Annotated in this window: 19 protein-coding genes; 18 read left to right on the forward strand and 1 reads right to left on the reverse strand. The window is 56.1% G+C overall.

The window, feature by feature from the left end; genetic code table 11:
• Positions 1 to 52: 52 nt before the first annotated feature.
• The 9 genes from C8275_RS11790 (at position 53) to C8275_RS11830 (ending at position 14,243) form a co-directional block, all read left to right on the forward strand.
• Positions 53 to 1,069: an AraC family transcriptional regulator gene (locus C8275_RS11790; RefSeq protein ID WP_106625334.1), complete on the forward strand. Its 1,017-nt coding sequence runs from the start codon at positions 53 to 55 to the stop codon at positions 1,067 to 1,069.
• Positions 1,070 to 1,094: 25 nt separating this feature from the next.
• A complete protein-coding gene (locus tag C8275_RS11795) occupies positions 1,095 to 2,393 on the forward strand; it encodes a glycoside hydrolase family 28 protein (RefSeq protein WP_106625335.1) in 1,299 nt (432 codons plus the stop codon).
• Between the two features lie 59 nt (positions 2,394 to 2,452).
• The gene (locus C8275_RS11800) at positions 2,453 to 3,685 is read left to right on the forward strand and encodes a glycoside hydrolase family 105 protein (protein ID WP_106625336.1); all 1,233 of its coding nucleotides are present in this window, start codon (positions 2,453 to 2,455) and stop codon (positions 3,683 to 3,685) included.
• A 93-nt stretch (positions 3,686 to 3,778) separates the two neighbouring features.
• Entirely contained in the window at positions 3,779 to 4,918 is a 1,140-nt protein-coding gene (locus tag C8275_RS11805; RefSeq protein ID WP_022384240.1) for a glycoside hydrolase family 88 protein, read from the forward strand.
• A gap of 45 nt (positions 4,919 to 4,963) precedes the next feature.
• Complete coding sequence (locus tag C8275_RS11810; RefSeq protein ID WP_106625337.1) at positions 4,964 to 7,081, forward strand: hypothetical protein; 2,118 nt, start codon at positions 4,964 to 4,966, stop codon at positions 7,079 to 7,081.
• 55 nt (positions 7,082 to 7,136) lie between these two features.
• Complete coding sequence (locus C8275_RS11815; protein ID WP_106625338.1) at positions 7,137 to 10,283, forward strand: DUF4450 domain-containing protein; 3,147 nt, start codon at positions 7,137 to 7,139, stop codon at positions 10,281 to 10,283.
• Positions 10,284 to 10,560: 277 nt separating this feature from the next.
• A complete protein-coding gene (locus C8275_RS11820) occupies positions 10,561 to 10,920 on the forward strand; it encodes a MarR family winged helix-turn-helix transcriptional regulator (protein ID WP_106625339.1) in 360 nt (119 codons plus the stop codon).
• An 84-nt stretch (positions 10,921 to 11,004) separates the two neighbouring features.
• Positions 11,005 to 13,467: a DsrE/DsrF/DrsH-like family protein gene (locus C8275_RS11825; RefSeq protein WP_106625340.1), complete on the forward strand. Its 2,463-nt coding sequence runs from the start codon at positions 11,005 to 11,007 to the stop codon at positions 13,465 to 13,467.
• Between the two features lie 143 nt (positions 13,468 to 13,610).
• Positions 13,611 to 14,243 carry an AAA family ATPase gene (locus C8275_RS11830; protein WP_022385540.1) on the forward strand — a complete coding sequence of 211 codons (633 nt, stop codon included), beginning with the start codon at positions 13,611 to 13,613 and terminating at the stop codon, positions 14,241 to 14,243.
• 85 nt (positions 14,244 to 14,328) lie between these two features.
• Here the strand turns inward: C8275_RS11830 and C8275_RS11835 are convergent, their stop codons facing one another.
• Positions 14,329 to 14,829 carry a metallophosphoesterase gene (locus tag C8275_RS11835; protein ID WP_022385541.1) on the reverse strand — a complete coding sequence of 167 codons (501 nt, stop codon included), beginning with the start codon at positions 14,827 to 14,829 and terminating at the stop codon, positions 14,329 to 14,331.
• Between the two features lie 899 nt (positions 14,830 to 15,728).
• Here C8275_RS11835 and C8275_RS14725 point away from each other — a divergent pair.
• The 9 genes from C8275_RS14725 (at position 15,729) to C8275_RS11890 (ending at position 19,475) form a co-directional block, all read left to right on the forward strand.
• The gene (locus C8275_RS14725; protein ID WP_032588465.1) at positions 15,729 to 16,139 is read left to right on the forward strand and encodes a hypothetical protein; all 411 of its coding nucleotides are present in this window, start codon (positions 15,729 to 15,731) and stop codon (positions 16,137 to 16,139) included.
• Positions 16,140 to 16,201: 62 nt separating this feature from the next.
• Positions 16,202 to 16,537, forward strand: coding sequence for a hypothetical protein (locus C8275_RS11855; protein ID WP_004310306.1), 336 nt, complete (start codon positions 16,202 to 16,204; stop codon positions 16,535 to 16,537).
• A gap of 7 nt (positions 16,538 to 16,544) precedes the next feature.
• Positions 16,545 to 16,760 carry a hypothetical protein gene (locus C8275_RS11860; protein ID WP_005643957.1) on the forward strand — a complete coding sequence of 72 codons (216 nt, stop codon included), beginning with the start codon at positions 16,545 to 16,547 and terminating at the stop codon, positions 16,758 to 16,760.
• 11 nt (positions 16,761 to 16,771) lie between these two features.
• Complete coding sequence (locus C8275_RS11865; protein WP_008019901.1) at positions 16,772 to 16,993, forward strand: hypothetical protein; 222 nt, start codon at positions 16,772 to 16,774, stop codon at positions 16,991 to 16,993.
• 23 nt (positions 16,994 to 17,016) lie between these two features.
• The gene (locus C8275_RS11870; RefSeq protein WP_004310304.1) at positions 17,017 to 17,436 is read left to right on the forward strand and encodes a PcfK-like family protein; all 420 of its coding nucleotides are present in this window, start codon (positions 17,017 to 17,019) and stop codon (positions 17,434 to 17,436) included.
• On the forward strand, positions 17,433 to 18,698 hold the full coding sequence (locus C8275_RS11875; protein ID WP_004310303.1) for a PcfJ domain-containing protein: 1,266 nt from the start codon (positions 17,433 to 17,435) through the stop codon (positions 18,696 to 18,698). The genes C8275_RS11870 and C8275_RS11875 overlap by 4 nt, the downstream gene beginning before the upstream one ends.
• Positions 18,699 to 18,722: 24 nt before the next feature.
• A complete protein-coding gene (locus C8275_RS11880; RefSeq protein ID WP_005827305.1) occupies positions 18,723 to 18,980 on the forward strand; it encodes a hypothetical protein in 258 nt (85 codons plus the stop codon).
• A 31-nt stretch (positions 18,981 to 19,011) separates the two neighbouring features.
• The gene (locus tag C8275_RS11885) at positions 19,012 to 19,230 is read left to right on the forward strand and encodes a DUF3873 domain-containing protein (protein WP_008770680.1); all 219 of its coding nucleotides are present in this window, start codon (positions 19,012 to 19,014) and stop codon (positions 19,228 to 19,230) included.
• Positions 19,170 to 19,475 carry a hypothetical protein gene (locus tag C8275_RS11890; RefSeq protein WP_004310302.1) on the forward strand — a complete coding sequence of 102 codons (306 nt, stop codon included), beginning with the start codon at positions 19,170 to 19,172 and terminating at the stop codon, positions 19,473 to 19,475. The genes C8275_RS11885 and C8275_RS11890 overlap by 61 nt, the downstream gene beginning before the upstream one ends.
• Positions 19,476 to 19,525 lie beyond the last annotated feature (50 nt).

A 19,525-nucleotide genomic window follows, 5' to 3' on the forward strand; every position in this document is an offset into this window, starting at 1 on the left:
TATGAACGGATTCCTCTACTTTCGTCAGCGAACTTTAACAACGTAGACAGCCATGATTAACTACAATTTTTTCCAAGGAGACACTCACTCCGTCAGTGTGGCGCCCGACTTCACCACCTTCCGGAGGAACTACATCAAGGACAATGTAGACAAAGGTGAATGGAAAACAGTCCAGACAAGCCCTGCCCGACGGTCCAGCGACGTATCCGGACTGAAAGTAAGCATGGTCGAACAGCAGAGAGTCAGTCCACAGGCATCCGGCTCCGGACAGGAGCTGTCCGCCTCCTACACCATCAGTCCGACCGAAGAAACCGGCAACGACTACCTCCTGGTCTATATCACCGCAGGCTCGGGAAGGCTTTTTCTTAATAATTGTGAACGGGGAGGGGTAAAAATCAAGAATGGCATGCTCTGCTGGCTGTCTCCGAAATACTGGTACGCCCTCAAGCCGGATGCCGAGACGGGATGGACCGTCTGTTACCTCGCGTGCCGGGGGACGATGCTCGACCAGTTCATCCGCCGCTCGATACTGGACGGCAAGAACAACATCCTGGAGCTGGGCATGAACGAAGAGCTCATCCACCTGTTCAAGCGTGCCCGGGAGGTAAAGGACTCCGAGGAGAGCTTCGCGCAGACCTACCTGACCGGCATCGTGCTGCACATGGTGGGACTCATCCTGGCACAGGCACAGCCTCCCTGCGACGAGCCTCGCGAGAACGAACAGAAGATGGAACAAGCCGTCCTGCTGATGAAGGAGAATGTCATGAACGACATCGACATGAACCAGCTGGCAGTCTCGTTGGGATTCAGCTATTCGTGGTTCCGGAAGCTCTTCAAGGACTACAGCGGCATGTCTCCGGCGAAGTTCTTCCTGGAGCTGAAATTAAAAAAGATAAAAGAATTGCTCATTTCCACCGACATGCCCATCAAGGAACTGTTATATTCACTAAATTGCAGCACGCTTGAGAACTTCTATACCACGTTCAAAAAACACACCGGCTACACGCCCTCCGAATACCGGAAGCGGATGGCAGCCGACCACACAAACACGACCGATGAAAAACCCTAAAACAAACATACGTTTCAACCCGATTATGAAAGCTCTTATTGCAGCCTGCATGGCTATCCTTTCCCTCCCCGCCTTCGGAGAGGACAAATTTCCCGATGGTACTCCAATCCCCGAATGGTTCCGCCAGAGTGAACCTACGGCAGTCGAAACACTCGGCAAGCAGTTCGTCATCACGGACTATGGCGTGACCAACGACAGCACCGTCCTGCAGACGGAACAGATACAGGCGGTCATCGACCGTGCCGCCGAAGAGGGTGGCGTCGTCGTCATCCCCAAGGGAACCTTCCTGAGCGGTTCGCTGTTCTTCAAGCCCAAGACCCACCTCCATCTGCAGGAGGGAGCCGTATTGAAGGGCAGCGACGACATCAGCAACTTCCGCATCGTCGACACCCGCATCGAGGGACAGTCACTGAAGTATTTCGCCGCCCTGGTCAACGCCGACCATGTGGACGGCTTCACCATCACCGGCAAAGGCACCATCAACGGCAACGGACTGCGTTACTGGAAATCGTTCTGGCTGCGCCGTGCCGTCATCCCCAAATGCACGAACATGGACGAGCTGCGTCCGCGCCTGGTCTACATCTCCAACAGCAATGATGTGGAGCTCTCCGGCGTGCGGCTGATCAACTCCCCCTTCTGGACAACCCATCTCTACCGCTGCCAGCGCGTGAAACTGCTCGGTCTGCACATCTTCGCACCGTCTGCCCCCGTCAAGGCGCCCAGCTCGGATGCCGTCGATGTGGACGTGTGCCGCGACGTGCTGATGAAGCACTGCTACTTCTCGGTCAACGACGATGCCATCGCCCTCAAGGGTGGCAAAGGTCCGTGGGCGGACCAGGACCCGAACAACGGGGAGAACCGGAACATCATCATCGAGGACTGCACCTATGGCTTCGCACACAGCGCCCTGACCTGCGGCAGCGAGTCCATACACAACTACAACATTGTCCTCCGCCGCTGCACGGTGACGGGACTCTCCCGCCTGCTGTGGCTGAAGATGCGCCCCGACACGCCGCAACACTATGAGTACATCCTCGTGGAGGACATTACCGGCGATGCCAAGAGCTTCCTCGTCGTGAAGCCGTGGACCCAGTTCTTCGACCTGAAGGGACGGACCGACAAGCCGGTGTCGCACGCCAACAACGTCACGATGCGCAACATCCGGCTGGAGTGCAACACGTTCTTCGACGTGAAGGCGTCCGAGCAGTACAACCTCGACCATTTCACCTTCGAGAACCTGCAAATCAAGGCAAAGAACCCCGCGTGTGACAAGAGCATCATCCCCAACTTCATCTGGAAGGACGTCACCGTCACCGGCAAGTGAGCGGAAGCGACGATGCTGACAATCCCCTTACGTCAAGAACCCATTACCTCAGACACGATATGAAAACACACTGTTACCTTTACGCCCTCGCCCTGTGCTGCCTCTCTCCCCTGACGGCACAGGCGAAAGGGAGTCTGACGGCTCCCGTCGCCGGAGTGTACGCTCCGCAAGCAGAGAACAATATATATAAGGTATACGCCCAACGGTTCGCCGACTCGGAGATGAAACGTTTCCCCGAAGCCTGGCAGCTCGACCACGGCAAGCGCCTCTTCTTCGGCTATGCGCAGGGAGTGGGCTGCTGTGCCATGCTCGACATGTGGCGGGCAACCGGCGAACGCCGCTACTTCGACTACGTGGAGCAGTGGGCGGACTCGCTCATCAACGACAAGGGGGAAATCCACCTCTACAACATGAGCGACTACAACCTGGACTTCATCAACTCCGGCAAGGTGCTCTTCGCACTCTACAAGGAGACCGGCAAGGAGAAATACAAGCAGGCAATGGACGTGCTCATCAGGCAACTCTCCCGCCATCCGCGTACCACCGACGGCGGTTTCTGGCACAAGCTGGTCTATCAGCACCAGATGTGGCTCGACGGCATCTACATGGCTTCGCCCTTCATGGCGGAATACGGAGCGACCTTCAACCAGCCGCAATGGATTGACGAGGCGGTCCGCCAGATACGTGTCTGCCACAAGCACACCTTCGATGCCCGTACGGGACTGTACTATCATGCGTGGGACGAGAGCAAGAACCAACGTTGGGCAAACTCCGTCACCGGACAGTCGCCCAACTTCTGGGGACGCAGCATCGGCTGGTGGTTCATGGCGCTGGTCGACGTGCTCGACTTCGTGCCTGCCGACCATGAGGGACGTGCCGACCTCATCGCCTACGTGCAGGGACTCGCCGCCTCCCTCCCCTACTATCAGGACAAGGACGGACTGTGGTATCAGGTCATCGACCAGCCGGAGCGCGAAGGCAACTTCCCCGAAGCGTCGGTCACCACCCAGTGCATGTATGCCATCGCCAAGGCGGTCAACAAGGGATACATCGACCCCAAGTACCGCGCCGTGGCAGAGAAGGCCTTCAACGGACTGAAAGAGAAACTCCTCCGTGAGAACCCCGACGGCACCCTCACGCTGACCCGCTGCTGTCAGGTGGGCGGCTTGGGCGGACGCCCCTATCGGGACGGAAGTTACGGATATTATATAGGTGAAAAGATCCGCGATAACGACGCCAAAGCAACAGGACCCTACATCATGGGGTGCCTGGAGCTTGGGCAAACAAACTGAAATGTAACTTGAATGCTAACTGATGCTCCCCCGTCGGTCCTGCGGAAACAACGGAACCCTGCGGGGAGCTCATACAACGACTAACCAAACATCATGTTCAACAAGAAAACACTTGCACTGCTCTGCCTGGCGTTCCTGCTGCTGGCAGGCAACTCATGGGCACAACCGCTCAAACAGAAGGAAGTATTGGAAACCCTGACCAAGGTCAACGGCTACTTCATGAAGAAGTATGCCGACTACCGCCTGCCCTCGTTCTACAAGAAGATGCGTCCCAGCAACATCTGGACCCGCACGGTGTACTATGAAGGCTTGCTCTCGCTCTATTCCATCTATCCCCTCGACGAGTACTATGACTATGCCTACGGCTGGGCAGACTTCCACGAATGGGGCTTCCACCGTGGGACGACGACCCGCCATGCGGACAACTACAGCCCGGGACAGATTTACCTGGACCTCTACCGCCTCTGCCCGAACGATGCGGAAAAGATACGCAAGACACGCGCCAACATCAACATGCTGGTCAACACGCCCCAGGTGAACGAATGGTGGTGGATTGACGCCATCCAGATGGGTGCCCCCATCTTTGCCAAGCTGGGACGGCTCACCGGCGAACAGAAGTACTTCGACAAGATGTGGGCGATGTATGCCTACACCCGCAACGAGCACGGAGGCAACGGCATGTTCAACCCCAAGGACGGACTGTGGTGGCGCGACCAGGACTTCGACCCACCCTACAAGGAACCGAACGGGGAAGACTGCTACTGGAGCCGCGGCAACGGATGGGTCTACGTGGCACTGACCCGCATCATGGATGAGATTCCTGCCGACGAGAAGCACCGCGCCGACTACCTTGCCGACTTCCTCACCATGAGCGAAGCGCTGAAGAAGTGCCAGCGCGAGGACGGTTTCTGGAACGTCAGCCTGCACGACCCCGACCACTTCGGAGGCAAGGAGCTGACGGGTACCTCCCTCTTCGTCTGCGGCATGGCCTGGGGCATCAATCAGGGACTGCTCGACCGCGCCGAGTACCTCCCCATCGTGGAGAAAGCCTGGAACGCCATGGTCAAGGATGCCGTGCACAAGAACGGATTCCTAGGCTACGTGCAGGGCACCGGTAAAGAGCCGAAAGACGGACAACCCGTGACCTACGACAGCGTACCCGACTTTGAGGACTTCGGCACCGGCTGCTTCCTGCTCGCCGGCAGTGAGGTCTACAAACTGGCGGGAGAATAACCATCCCCCTGCCTGCAAACAAGAAACCTCGTTAACTGTTATACAATGAAAAGACTGATTTATTCCCTGGTAGCCTTGGCACTGGCAGCCTGCCACCCGACGACGGAGCAGGAAGCCATCGACCGTGAAGCCTTGGTGACCCGCAACAATCCCGTGTTGGCAGCAGCCGATACGCTCGCCTCGCTCTCGGTGGGCAACGGCGAGTTCGCCTTCACTGCCGACGTGACCGGACTGCAGACCTTTCCGGAGAGTTACAAGAACGGCGTGCCCCTCGGCACCCAGAGTCAATGGGGATGGCACAGCTTTGCCAACCCCGAAAACTACAAGCCCGCAGATGCCCTGAAGGAGTATGACTTCGGACGCGGACACAAGGAGTTGTACTCCTGCCAGTTCAAAGAGCCGGGACGACAGAAGTCCGCCTCCGACTGGCTGCGCAAGAACCCGCACCGCCTGCACCTGGGCATCATCGGACTGGAAGTGCCCGACGCCTCCCTCGCCGACGTGACCGCCATCGACCAGAAGCTGGACATGTGGAACGGCGAAATCAGCAGCCGCTTCACCCTCGGCGGACAGACCTATGACGTGAAGACCGTCTGCCATCCGGAACGCGACCTCGTGGCTGCCACGGTGACCTCGCCGGCACACACCGGCATCAAGCTGCACTTCCCCTACCCCACGGGTGGACACTGCGACGATGCCTGCAACTGGGATGCGAACGACAAGCACCGGACGGAGATTGTCCGTCAGGACGCCCAGCATGCCTTGCTCAAACGGACGCTCGACGCCACGACCTATTACGTCAACCTGACGTGGGAGGGACAGGCAGAACTGAAAGAGAAAGAACCCAACTACTTCGTGCTCCAACCGGCAGACGACCAACTGGCATTCGCCTGTGAGTTCACCGCCCAGGAGCCTGCCGCCGACGGAGCCGCCCTTCCCTCGTTCGCTGAGAGCGAGGCCGCCGCAGGCAACCACTGGCAGAACTTCTGGAAGAAGGGAGCAGCCGTCGACTTCAGCCACTGCACCGACCCGCGTGCCAAGGAGCTGGAGCGCCGCGTGGTGCTGAGCCAATACCTGCTCGCCATCCAGAGTGCAGGCAGCATGCCTCCGCAGGAAACAGGACTGACCTACAACTCCTGGTTCGGCAAGTTCCACCTGGAGATGATCTGGTGGCACGAGTCCTGGCTCGCCTTGTGGGGACACCCTGAACTGCTGGAACGCACCCTCGCATGGTATGACAAGGCTGAACCGAAGGCACGGGAGATTGCTGCCCGTCAGGGCTTCGACGGCGTACGCTGGATGAAGATGACCGACCCCAGCGGCGAAGAGGCACCGTCGAATGTCGGCTCGTTCCTCATCTGGCAACAGCCGCACTACATCTATCTCGCCGAACTGGCTTACCGCGCCAACCCGACCGACAGCACGCTGGCACGCTACGCCCGTCTGGTGGACGAGACCGCGAAGTTCATGTATTCCTTTGCTACCTACGAACCGGAGAAAGACCGCTACGTGCTGAAGGGTGCCATCCCTGCACAGGAGACCCTGCGTGCCGCCGAGACGGTGAACCCGCCGTTTGAGCTGTCCTACTGGCACTATGCCCTGCAGACGGCACAACAGTGGCGCGAACGTCAGGGACAGGAACGCAACGCCCAATGGGACGAACTGCTTGCCAAGCTCTCCCCGCTGGCTTACAATGCCGACAGCCTCTACCTGGCTGCCGAGACTGCCACCGACACGTACAAGGACATCCGCTTCACCTCCGACCACATGGCCGTCCTTGGCTCGGTGGGCATCCTGCCGATGAACAAGCTCATCCGTGCCGACTACATGCGCAACACCCTGCACTGGATCTGGGACAACTGGAACTGGAACAAGACATGGGGCTGGGACTACCCGATGACTGCCATGAACGCCGCCCGCCTCGGTGAACCGGAGAAAGCGGTGGGCGCCCTGCTGATGGACAAGCGCACCAACACCTACCTGCCCAACGGACACAACTACCAGGACGGACGTCTGCGCTGCTACCTGCCGGGTAACGGCGGTCTGCTGACGGCTGTCGCCCTGATGTGCGCCGGCTGGGACGGATGCACCGAACAGAACCCCGGCTTCCCGAAAGACGGAACCTGGGATGTGCGGTGGGAAGGCTTGAAGCCGATGCCGTAAGACTTGAATAAAACAGGCGGACTTTTGTCCGCCTTTATCCGTTAATTATATACACATGAATCTGCAACAACCTATCACTTTTGTCTGTACGCTCTGCGCCGCGCTGTCACTCTCCGCACAGCCGGCAAGCAAGAAAGCGACACTCGAAGGACGGGACTACACCGAATCGACCTCCTACAACGATGCCTATCGGGGGACGCCCCGGCGGCTGCAATATGTGCCGGACGGGGAAGACTTCGTCTGCGTCAACGGAAAGAACCGCTACACCCGTGCCCTCTATGGCAGCCATACCGCCTACCGGGTAGAGACCAGCGACCGCCCCGTCTTTGCCATCTACAACAAGCCCAAGAGCTGGAACATCGCCTTCCGCCTGTCGGGCAACGGACGGGAAGGGCTTGCCCTGGACTCCACCGCCTACTGCGAGGCACGCTATACGCCCGGACGACGCAGCTACGTGCTTGCCGACCCGGCATGGGGCACGGACAGCCTCCGTGTCTCGGTCCTTCCGCTGCCGGACAGTGAAGAAGCCATCTGGCGCTTTGAAGGGCCGCAGGACTGCCGCTTCGAGGGACGACTCGCCCCCATCCGTGCCAAACGGCTCAGCCGCAACGGCGACATGGGTGCAGACCCTGCCGATAGCTTCGAGGCTTCCCTGACACAGCCTGTCACGACCACGGCTTTCACCACCGACAAGACGGGCATCGCCTACGTGCTCTACACCGACGGGAAGCTGCGCCGCCTCTCCACGGCACGCGGACGGAAGCTCTACCAGCAGGCGGAAGCTGCACGCGAGGCATTGGTATCCCGCTTCCGCATCGAGACGCCCGACCCCTTCATCAACACCCTGGGCGGTGCGCTCGTGGCAGCTGCCGACGGCATCTGGGACGGTCAGGTCTGGCTGCACGGTGCCAACGGATGGCGGATGCCCCTGAGCGGATGGCGGGCTGCCTATACGGGCGACTGCCTGGGATGGTCCGACCGCGCCCGCACACACTTCGACAACTATGCCGCCTCGCAGGTCACTGACGTTCCGCCACGCTATGCCCACCCCACACAGGACAGCACGATGCACCTGGCACGCGCTGCAAAGAAGTGGGGCACGCAGATGTACAGCAACGGCTACATCTGCCGCAACCCGAGACGGAACAACCAGATGCACCACTACGACATGAACCTCTGCTACATGGACGAGCTGTTGTGGCACCTCTGCTGGACGGGCGACCTGGACTATGCCCGACGGATGTGGCCCGTCATCACGGCTCACCTGGCATGGGAGAAGCGCAACTTCGACCCCGACGACGACGCACTCTACGATGCGTACTGCTGCATTTGGGCGAGCGATGCGCTCTATTACAACAGTGGGGCGGTGACACATTCCAGCGCCTATAACTACCGCGCCAACCGGCTGGCAGCCCTCATTGCCGAGAAAATCGGGGAAGACGGCAGCCGCTATGCCCGCGAGGCGGAACGCATCAAGGAGGCTCTGCACCAACGGCTATGGATGAACGACAAGGGCTGCTGGGCAGAGTTCCAGGACTTCATGGGCAAACGCCGCCTGCACACCGCGCCCGGCATCTGGACGGTCTATCATGCCATCGACTCGGACGTGAGCGACCTTTTCGACTATTACCAGGCAGCCGACTACGTCAGCCGGGAGATTCCCCGCATCCCCGTCCGGGGTGCCGGACTGTCGGACGAGGGCTACTACACCATCGCGACCACCAACTGGATGCCCTACTCGTGGAGCATCAACAACGTGGCGTTCGCCGAGGTGTGGCACATGTGCCTGGCTTACTGGCAGGCAGGACGTCCGGAAGAGGCGTTCCGTCTGTTCAAGAGCTCGGTGCTCGACGGCATGTACCTGGGCAACAGTCCGGGCAACTTCGGGCAAATCAGCTTCTACGATGCAGCCCGCGGCGAGTGTTACCGTGACTTCGGCGACCCCGTCGGTGTAGCATCGAGAGTACTGACGCAGGGACTGTTCGGCATCCAACCCGACTTGCTCAACCACCGGGTGACGCTCCGTCCGGGTTTCCCTGCCGCATGGGACTATGCCCGCCTGCATGCCCCCTACCTGGACTTCGACTTCCGTCGGGAGGGAGACACCGACCACTACAGCCTCACACCGCGCTTCGGGCAGGAGGCAACCTTCCGCCTCATCCTCCCGGCACACAGGGAGCGCATCGCACAGGTCACCGTCAACGGAGAGCCTGTGAAAGCTACTCCGGTGGAGAGCATCGACTTCCCCTGCATCTGCATCGACTGTCCGTCGGCTGACGCGCTTCATGTGGAGATTGTCTGGGCGGGAGAAGCCATCAACGAGGCAAAGGCACATTCCGCCCAACAGCCGCTACGGGGCACGAACGACGCCGGGATGCGCTTCGTCTGCCTGCAACAGGGCGACATGCAGTGGTGGAAACCGATCCGCAACGAACAGCCTTCCGCTCCGGTCTTTTACGGGACGGACCTCCCGGTCTATGCCGACGCCGTCTACCGTCCGGTGCCGATGGACGAGGCATGGAATGCGTCCGTGACGGACATCTTCCGCGAACAATACCTCAGTCCGCGTTCCCCTTACACCACGCTGCAAATCCCGGTACAGGGCATCGGCGAGTGGTGCCACCCGAAAGAGACTGCCGATATCGACGACAGCGGACTGCGCCGGTTGTCGAAGGACGGCATCTTCACCACACCGCAAGGCATCCCCTTCCGCACGCCTGCCACGGGACAGAACATTGCCTTCACCTCGTTGTGGGACAATTATCCGGACTCCCTCTCCATCCCCCTGGAAGGAAAGGCTGACGGCATCTACCTGTTGCTCGCCGGAAGCACCAACCACATGCAATGCCGCATCGAGAACGGCAGCATCACGGTGCAGTATGCCGACGGCAGCACGTCGCGTCTGCCGCTCGTCAACCCGGACAACTGGGCACCCATCGAGCAGGACTTCTATTTCGACGGGCTGGCATTCACCAACGATACGCCCCGCCCCTACCGGGTTGCCCTGGCTTCGGGACTTGTCAGCCGCAACCTGGAACGTGACCTGCACCTGAAAGGGTTCAACGACCGCCGCATCCCCGGCGGAGCAGCCACCCTCCTCTATCTTCCGCTTGACAAGCAGAAGACCCTGCGCAGCCTCACGCTGGAGACAGTCTCCAACGAGGTAGTCATCGGACTGATGGGTGCCACGCTGATGGAGTAGACACATCGGTATACTGAAACAGAAAAGCACGGAGTGACCCGCCTTTGGATTCGAAAAGGCATCACCCCGTGCTTTCTTTTTTTGAGAGGGAGACTTGCCAGTGGATGTACAGCAAAGCGTTTCACCGACTAAGTCTCCATCATTCGTCCGCGAACTGCCTGATGGCCGACCTGAGATAAAAAAACAAGGTGGGTGCAAATATTTTCCAGTAAGAACTATTGCCATTCTCAACAAAGGCTCTATCTTTGCCCCCGTGAAATCACCAAAGAACCAGAATATGGAAGATATTTGCACCATCAAAGACATCTACAAGACGCTTTACCAGTTTGAGAAAGCGTTCGCCGAGTGCAACGGGATGACCATCAACGAAGCCATGATTCTCTGTTGCCTCAAGGACGGAGAAGCCAAGACGGCAGGCGCCCTGAGCGAGTTCGTCGGGTTGTCAAACTCCCGTATCTCGAAGGTTATCAATGCCGTGGAAGGGAAACAGCTCATCCGTCGGCTAATCAACCCCAACGACAAACGGCAGATGCTCTTCTCGCTGACGCCGGAAGGACGGGCGTGCATCGCCACCATGCAGGGCAAGGACCTGGGCTTCGACAACTTTTTCACCAACCTGCGGAAGTGCCTGGGCTGACCGGGAACGGGAGTCCCACACTTCCTTTCTTTTCATTCAAATACTTTCCACTAGCAATTATTAACAACCATCAATAGAAGACTTATGAAGTACCTCATCATTGGAGGCGTAGCAGGAGGAGCGACCGTTGCCGCCCGTTTACGCCGGCTTGACGAACAAGCAGAAATCATCCTCGTGGAGCGAGGCAAATACGTTTCGTATGCCAATTGCGGCCTACCTTATTATATAGGTGGAACCATCGACGACCGCCAGAAGCTCTTCGTACAGACCGCACAGGGATTCACCGACCGTTTCCGCATCGACATCCGCACCGAGCAGGAGGTCATCGCCATCGACCGTGCCGAACGTCGGGTGAACATCCGGCGGGTACTGACGGGAGAGACCTACACCGAGAGTTATGACCGACTGGTACTCTCCCCGGGTGCCGAACCGCTGCGTCCGCGCATCGAGGGCATCGACCATCCGCGCATCCTGACCCTGCGCAACGTGCCCGACACGGACGCCATCAAACACCTGGTGGAATACACCGAGGTGCAACATGCCGTCGTCGTGGGCGGAGGCTTCATCGGACTGGAGATGGCGGAAAACCTGCGTCACCTGAACATCGAGACGCACGTCGTGGAGATGGCGGACCAGGTCATGGCTCCGCTCGACTTCTCCATGGCTGCCATCGTGCATCAGCACCTGACGGAACAGGGTGTCACCCTCCACCTGAAGAACGGCGTGCATCACTTCACCGACGAGAACGGACAAGTCGGTGTGCACCTCAACGACGGGCAGGTGCTGAAGACCGACCTGGTGGTGCTGAGCATCGGCGTACGTCCGGAAACCAAGCTGGCACGTGAGGCAGGGCTGGAACTGGGCACGACCGGAGGCATCCGCGTCAATGCCTGCATGCAGACTTCCGATGAGGCCATCTACGCACTGGGCGATGCCGTCGAAGTGACCCATCTCGTCACGGGCAAACCGGCACTGATTCCGCTGGCAGGTCCCGCCAACAAGCAGGGACGCATCGTCGCCGACAACCTCGTGCTGGGCAACCGACGCACCTATGCAGGCTCGCTGGGCACATCCATCGCCAAGGTGTTCTCCCTGACGGTTGCCGCGACGGGAGCGAACGCCAAGCTGCTCCGTCGGGAGAACATCCCCTACATCGCATCCTGGACGCACGGCTCCTCGCATGCCGGTTACTATCCGAACGCCGTCAGCATGAGCCTGAAGATTCTGTTCGCTCCTGCCGACGGACGTCTGTTGGGCGCACAAATCGTGGGCTTCGACGGGGTGGACAAGCGCATCGAGATGCTGGAACAGGTCATCCAACGTCGAGGCACCGTCTACGACCTGATGGAACTGGAACATGCCTATGCCCCTCCCTACTCCTCGGCTAAAGACCCGGTGAACATGGCGGGCTTCGTGGCTGACAACATCCTGAGCGGACGGGTGCAGACCATCACCTGGCGCGACAAGCTCCTGACGGATGCGGACAGCGTGAAGCTGGATGTACGCACGGCGGAAGAGCATGCGCTGGGCAGCATCCCGGGCTTCCGCAACCTGCCCCTCGACGAGCTGCGCGAACACCTGCAGGAGATTCCCCGTGAGAAACCCGTCGTCGTGTCGTGCGCCGTCGGCCTGCGCGGTTACCTGGCTGCCCGCATCCTGATGCAACACGGCTTCCAGCAGGTCTTCAACCTGTCAGGCGGATACAAGACGTGGAGTGCCGCCACCGCTCCGCTCCAGCAGCCGGCAGCTCCGACACCGGAGGGACGTCCGCAAACCGACAGTGCGCCAGCGACAGACACCCCTGCCCTGCAAGTGGATGCCTGCGGACTGATGTGCCCCGGTCCCGTCATGCAGCTGAAAAAGAACTATGCGTCGCTCGCTGAAGGAGAGACGTTGGTCATCAAGGCGACCGACCAGGCATTCGGCAAGGACGTGGCATCGTGGTGCAAGATTACGGGTGCCGAACTGACGAAGCTGGACAACCAGGGCGGCATCGTCACGGCGTGGGTCCGCAAGGTGAAAGAGACCGACGAGCCGCTACCCTCGTGCCCCTCGACCCGTCCCGCTCCGGCAACGGCTGACCACAAGACACTCATCGTGTTCAGCGACGACCTCGACCGCGCCCTCGCCTCGTTCGTCATTGCCAACGGTGCCGTCGCCATGGGCAAGAAGGTCACCATGTTCTTCACCTTCTGGGGACTGAACGTCATCAAGAAGCCCCAAAAGCCTGCGGTGCAGAAAGACATCTTCGGGCGGATGTTCGGCTGGATGTTGCCGAGCGACAGCCGCCACCTGTCCCTCTCCAAGCTCAACATGGCAGGCATCGGCAGCCGGATGATGCGCATGCTGATGCGCCGCAAACGCATCGACAGCCTGGAGAGCCTCATCAAGCAGGCGCAGGAGAACGGGGTGGAGATGATTGCCTGCACCATGAGCATGGATGTCATGGGTGTCAAGCGGGAAGAGCTGATGGACAACGTGACGCTGGGCGGTGTCGCCACTTACCTGGAGCGTGCCGAGGAAGCGAACGTCAATCTGTTCATCTGACCTCCGGCTCCGCAACGGCATCCTCCGACGGCAAGACTTCCGGAAAGGAAAATCAGGAAGTCTTGCCGTTTTTTTTACGTTTCCGCTCTACAAGCTACTCATTTTTTACGTAGCTTTGTGGAAACATTTAAAATCTAAATGCTATGAACGAGAAGTTTATCATAAACATAGGACGGGAATTGGGCAGTGGAGGCAAAGCTATCGGCGAACGCCTCGCCAAGATTTACAACATCCACGTCTATGACAAGAAGCTGATTACGCTGGCAGCCGAAGAGAGCGGCATCTGCCAGAAGTTCTTTGAGAAAGCGGACGAGAGCAACAAGGGGTTCATCTCCTCGCTCATGGGCGGACTGCGCATCCCGTTTATCAGTGACGGGGCTGCCTATGACAACTACCTGAGCAACGATGCCTTGTTCAAAATCCAGAGCGATGTCATCCGCAAGCTGGCAAACGAGGAATCCTGCATCTTCATCGGACGGTGCGCCGACTACATCCTGCGCGACCATCCGCGCTGCGTGAACATCTTCGTGACCGCCGACATGAAGGACCGCATCTGCCGCCTCCGCGAAACCAACCCGAACATCAGCGCAGAGGATGCGGAAATCTACCTGGAGAAGGCTGACAAGAAGCGCTCCAGCTACTACAACTACTACAGCAACAAGACTTGGGGAGCTGCCGCCACGTACCACCTCTGCATCAACTCCTCCGTCTTCGGTCTTGACCGCACGACGGAATACATCAAGGCATTCATTGACGAGAAACTGCAATTGAAATAAGGTCCGACAGGACCTCTAACCTATCATCGCCCCAAAGCCACGGAGTCATATCGCTTCGTGGCCTTGGGGCGATGATTATTAATTATCACTTTCTCCCCTCTTCCGCCAGTTCCACGACCTCCATGTCCTTGAACGTTCCCGCCTCCAGAGTCAGACGCACCAGCGTACGCACCTTGTGGAAACCGTAGATGCCCGCTGCACCGGGATTGATGTGCAACAGACCGAGCGTCTTGTCATACTTGACCTTCAGGATATGGGAATGTCCGCTGATGAAGAGCTTGGGCGGATGCACCAGCAAGGTGCCGCGGATGGACGGGTCGTACTTGCCGGGATAGCCGCCGATGTGCTTCATCAGCACGTCCACCCCCTCCACCGTGAAACGGTTGACCAACGGGTAACGCAGACGCAGGTCCTGTCCGTCGATATTGCCATAGACCGCACGCAACGGACGAAAGGCTGCCAACCGCTCTGCCAGCTCCAGCGAACCGATGTCACCGGCATGCCAGATCTCATCGCAATCGTCAAAATACTTGAGGTAACGCTCATCCCAATGGGCATGGGTGTCTGAAAGGATTCCTACTCTCATGGTCTTTCTTCTTTACTTTTGCGGCAAAAGTACAACAATTCTTTTGCAGAACTCAACAACCGCCCTGCCCTTTTCTTCCTACCTGCCGACGGGAAGCATCGTCCCTCCCGGGGAAGAGCGCAGTAAAACCCCGGCCTGTACAGACCAAAGTATAATACTTAGGGGGTCTAAGTATAATACTTAGGCAGGCTAAGTATTATACTTTGGTCCGTCTATCCCCTGCTTGTATGACGTCCATGCCGTACCTTGACGAGGTCTATCCCCCGCTTGCATCCTTCACAGGCACCGTCGGGACGCGGCAAATGTGAAACATTCTGTAAAAAGAAGGCGGTTCCGAAAGGGTGCCCGGCTTTTTTTCGTACGTTTGTAAATGGAAGTTACGAAAAGAGTGTAATTTATTGGAAATGAGCATTGGGTAATCGCTCATAATAGTAATAGGTTACGAATTAGTTAGTTATCTACTGCATTATTCTTCTGTGCGTTGCGTAACCTTCAAAGAACTCTTCGTATGCAAAAGTAACAATAAAACGGGAGATTTAGAAATGAATCTCCTGATTTTTTCTTCTCACACAAGTTTTTCCGTAAAAGCGATTTTATCCGTCAGCACACCATCGCCCAAAAAGATTTTGAACGAACGTGTGCCGACTGCCGCATAAGCGGAGAAAAGGGCTTTGCCTCACGCCTAAACAATAGTTTAGACTGATGAGACAAGGCCCCTTTCTTTTGTGCTTATGCCAAAGAGGTGCTTTTACGGGGTTTTGACGATTTTTCTTTTTTCGTTGTCCTTTTGAGCCGGAAGCGGAAAGCCGTGTATGACCGCACATTCCATAAATGGAACAAGCCGTCACTCACGGCAGACAAACCGGGAAGAATGATTTTATCCATCCGACCAAACACGTTTGGCCAAACAGATAAAAACATACTTCCTTGCCGATGGTTTGCTCGGTTTCACGCTACCGGCTATGTTCTTTTCTGTTGGGGATGTCTTTTTCACGGATTTCTCTTTTGAAGTTTTCCTGTCTAATCTGCCTCCACTTCCGTTTACCTCCATTTTCGCGCCTTTCAGTGAGCCGCATCAGGCAGTCATTTTCGTGCTGGGTGCAAAGGTAACTCCGGGATTGTACGGGAAAGCAAGGTCAAGCCTCCTGTTTTCTGGAAAAATCTCCAGCCTTTCGGGTAGTATTTTTCCGAAAAACCTTGCATTCCCTAATCCCTACCTTTTTAAGCACCCGAAACGAAAACGACCGATGCGACAGAAAGACGCATTAAAAAAAATGTCGGATAAACGAGAAGCAGATAAGATAGTTTGAAACTCAACTCCCTCAGCTCTTGAATCCGCATTAAAAAACAAAAAATCAAAAACAAAACGGATATGAGAACGGCAATAGCAACAAAATTCGTGGCATGGGAAGTACCAAGTTTGGAGAACCTGCAAGGCAGCAAGGTGTACGGACTTCGCACCAAACTGAACAATGGTGAGAAATTGAGCCGAGAGGAAAAGGATTGGCTTACACGCAACGTGAACAGCAACACCTATTTCAAGAGCGCAGTACCCTTGCAAGGTTGGATGTTTGACTTTTCCGACATTCTCCGAACCTACATTGTAAAGCAGTATGGACATTGGGCGGAATACAAGGCTACCGACAAGACCGCACTCCGCAGTTTCCTATACGGCAGGATAGACAGCATCGTGGAACTTAACAAATGATACGGCTATGACAGCAACGGTAAATTTCAGACAAATGGCGCAATACATAGGGCTTGCGATATGCACCCTAATCATGCGCACCGCCTTTTGGGTGTCCGGCATCCTTTGGTACATCGTCAGAGAGATAATAAACGGAGTGTTCCGAGTGGCAATAGGGGTAATCGTGGCTATTCTTTCCGTTATCCTGTTCTTCGGCTTCATTCTTTGGTTATTCACCCTTTAATCCCTACCGACATGGCAAAGAGAAGAAGCAAGACAGTGGAGCAACAATGCAGATACTACGAGGTGGGCAACATCTTCGAGTACATGGTGGAAACATACCTCAACGGCAATATGTCCGTGTTCCGTGGACTCTACCACGAACTGAACAAGGACGCACGGAAGGACTTTATAGACTTCCTATTGAGCGAGGTTGAGCCGATTTATTGGAGGGAGATTTTGAAACATACTATTTGACAACTCATAAAAACGACAGCGATATGAAAGGAACAGACCATTTCAAGAGAACGATACAGATGTATTTGGAACAACGTGCGGAGGAAGACACGCTCTTTGCGAAGAACTACCGCAATCCAGCCAAGAACATTGACGATTGCGTAACCTACATTCTGAACTATGTGCAGAAAAGCGGTTGTAACGGCTTCACGGACGGAGAGATATACGGACAAGCAGTACACTACTATGACGAGAACGAGATTGAGGTGGGCAAGCCTATCCAATGCCAAGTGGCGGTGAACCACATTGTGGAACTCACGGCAGAGGAAAAAGCAGAAGCACGTCAGCAGGCAGTCCGCAGATACCAAGACGAGGAACTCCGCAAGTTGCAGAACCGCACCAAGCCGACAAAGGCGAAAACAGAAACCCAAGTTCAACCCTCATTATTTGATTTTGGCTTATGAAACCGAGAAACAAATTTGAAAAAGCAGTTCTTGCCCAAAGCAAGAAACTACGCCCGATAACCCCGATACAGATAAATTGGGCATTCCGTAATTGCGTGGAGCATTATGCACACCGCTTGCCGAAAGGTCGTACCACTTGTATGGATTGCGGTCATAGTTGGGTAATGACGGAGCAGACCGAGCATTGTACGTGTCCCGAATGTGGAGCAAGTTTGAAAGTCTGCCTCACCTATCAGCGCAAGGTAAGACAAAAGCAGTATTTCACAACCCTTACCACAAGCGGAGAATACCAAGTGCTACGAATGTTCTTGCTTGTCGTGGGTATGGAGAAAGGGGTTAATGCCAAGTCCTATGCCCTTGAAATCGGGCAGTATTGGTGGAATGAACAAGGGCGTAAGGCTGTTGTTGCCATTCCACGCACATTGGGATGCTACATCGACACGTTCTCATTCGCTTCTCCTTTTGCTATCCGCAATGACAATGAAGCGTACCGCCATATCTCATATTCCCCGATATATCCAAGATATAAGGTGTTGCCGACGCTCCGCAGAAACGGCTTTAACGGCAATTTCCACGACATTGTACCCACCAAACTAATACCGGCATTATTGTCGGACAGCCGTGCGGAAACGCTGTTGAAGGCAGGGCAATATCCCATGTTGCGCTACTATCTGTACCACTCTTTCAATATTGGAGAGTATTGGGCTTCAATCAAGATATGTATCCGCAACGGCTATACTATTGAGGACGGCTCAATGTGGCGTGACACCATAGACCTCCTGCGTCATTTCGGCAAGGACACAAACAGCCCGAAATACGTTTGCCCTGCCGACCTCAAAGTTGAACACGACAAGTTGGTGGCAAAGCGCAACCTGCAAAGGAAACATGAGCGGACTGAACAGCAACGCAGGAAAGCGATTGAGGACGAGAAACAATATCTGAAAGCTAAGGGCATATTCTTCGGACTTGCCTTTACCGACAGCCTTATTTGCGTCAAAGTCATAGAGAGCGTGGAAGAAATGGCAGAGGAAGGAAGGACGATGCACCATTGTGTGGGCGGTTACCACAAACGAAAAGACTCCCTTATCCTATCCGCCACCATTGACGGAAAACGAATTGAAACGATAGAGGTGTCACTAAAAACTTTTGAGGTGGTGCAGTGTCGTGGCGTATGCAACGAGAACTCCGAATACCACGACCGCATCATCGCCCTTGTGAACAAGAACGCCAACCTTATCCGCCAGCGGATGAAAGCGGCATAATATCGACATCTAACAACTAACATTATGGAAGTAAGATTTGAAAGCATGGTTTTCCTATGGGATGATAAAATCCCCACGATGTTCCTTGAATTTATGAACCTCCTCACTCTTTGTCAGAGTGAGGAGCAATTAAGGGCGAGCGTCAAGGACTTTGCCGAGAAACACGAACTTGACAAGTTCTTCCTTTACGGCTTCGGCTCTCATCATTTCTACCTGCACCAACGCTACACGAGCGACCCCGAAATGGTGATGCAACACAGAGTGCTGTCTGTACATTTCTAATCATCTAAATAACAACGACTATGGCAACAAAATGACAATTAACGGAGTAAGCACCTGCCAATCGGCAGGAACGGAGAACTACGAGAAATTCCAAACGGGTATCGACAGACGCAAACGCACCCTTGTGCAATACGACTACCGCCACACGGACGGGGAACTTTTCTCTTGTGTCAAACCCACATTAGACGAATGTCGAGCCGCACGGGACAAGTGGCTAACGGCAAAGGAAAGGAAGGAGGAGAAGCGATGAACGAAGCAGGCTACCAAACGCTGATAGTCAAATTCAGCGAACCCATTACGGCATTGGACGGCATCTTTGACGATGCCGAAGCGTGGGGAGTTGATACCCTAAAGGGGTGGATAGACAGCTATGAAAGCAGCCGTTTCACTGCCATTGACAGCCATACGGCAGTCATCACGAGCGAGTATAGCATGGAATGTCTGAAAGAGTGGCTGGAAAAATGCACACCCATAACCGAGAAAACAGAATTTTGAACATTGGGGCGGTGTCCGCACCGCCCGAACCATAAACCTAAAAGACAACG

Source organism: Bacteroides sp. Marseille-P3684 (assembly GCF_900291465.1).
Lineage (GTDB): Bacteria > Bacteroidota > Bacteroidia > Bacteroidales > Bacteroidaceae > Phocaeicola_A.

Excerpts from the sequence above, each read along its gene's own strand:
- C8275_RS11790 (WP_106625334.1), top strand. The coding sequence starts at position 53 with ATGATTAACTACAATTTTTTCCAAGGAGACACTCACTCCGTCAGTGTG.
- C8275_RS11795 (WP_106625335.1), top strand. The coding sequence starts at position 1,095 with ATGAAAGCTCTTATTGCAGCCTGCATGGCTATCCTTTCCCTCCCCGCC.
- C8275_RS11800 (WP_106625336.1), top strand. The coding sequence starts at position 2,453 with ATGAAAACACACTGTTACCTTTACGCCCTCGCCCTGTGCTGCCTCTCT.
- C8275_RS11805 (WP_022384240.1), top strand. The coding sequence starts at position 3,779 with ATGTTCAACAAGAAAACACTTGCACTGCTCTGCCTGGCGTTCCTGCTG.
- C8275_RS11810 (WP_106625337.1), top strand. The coding sequence starts at position 4,964 with ATGAAAAGACTGATTTATTCCCTGGTAGCCTTGGCACTGGCAGCCTGC.
- C8275_RS11815 (WP_106625338.1), top strand. The coding sequence starts at position 7,137 with ATGAATCTGCAACAACCTATCACTTTTGTCTGTACGCTCTGCGCCGCG.
- C8275_RS11820 (WP_106625339.1), top strand. The coding sequence starts at position 10,561 with ATGGAAGATATTTGCACCATCAAAGACATCTACAAGACGCTTTACCAG.
- C8275_RS11825 (WP_106625340.1), top strand. The coding sequence starts at position 11,005 with ATGAAGTACCTCATCATTGGAGGCGTAGCAGGAGGAGCGACCGTTGCC.
- C8275_RS11830 (WP_022385540.1), top strand. The coding sequence starts at position 13,611 with ATGAACGAGAAGTTTATCATAAACATAGGACGGGAATTGGGCAGTGGA.
- C8275_RS11835 (WP_022385541.1), bottom strand. The coding sequence starts at position 14,829 with ATGAGAGTAGGAATCCTTTCAGACACCCATGCCCATTGGGATGAGCGT.
- C8275_RS11855 (WP_004310306.1), top strand. The coding sequence starts at position 16,202 with ATGAGAACGGCAATAGCAACAAAATTCGTGGCATGGGAAGTACCAAGT.
- C8275_RS11860 (WP_005643957.1), top strand. The coding sequence starts at position 16,545 with ATGACAGCAACGGTAAATTTCAGACAAATGGCGCAATACATAGGGCTT.
- C8275_RS11865 (WP_008019901.1), top strand. The coding sequence starts at position 16,772 with ATGGCAAAGAGAAGAAGCAAGACAGTGGAGCAACAATGCAGATACTAC.
- C8275_RS11870 (WP_004310304.1), top strand. The coding sequence starts at position 17,017 with ATGAAAGGAACAGACCATTTCAAGAGAACGATACAGATGTATTTGGAA.
- C8275_RS11875 (WP_004310303.1), top strand. The coding sequence starts at position 17,433 with ATGAAACCGAGAAACAAATTTGAAAAAGCAGTTCTTGCCCAAAGCAAG.
- C8275_RS11880 (WP_005827305.1), top strand. The coding sequence starts at position 18,723 with ATGGAAGTAAGATTTGAAAGCATGGTTTTCCTATGGGATGATAAAATC.
- C8275_RS11885 (WP_008770680.1), top strand. The coding sequence starts at position 19,012 with ATGACAATTAACGGAGTAAGCACCTGCCAATCGGCAGGAACGGAGAAC.
- C8275_RS11890 (WP_004310302.1), top strand. The coding sequence starts at position 19,170 with ATGTCGAGCCGCACGGGACAAGTGGCTAACGGCAAAGGAAAGGAAGGA.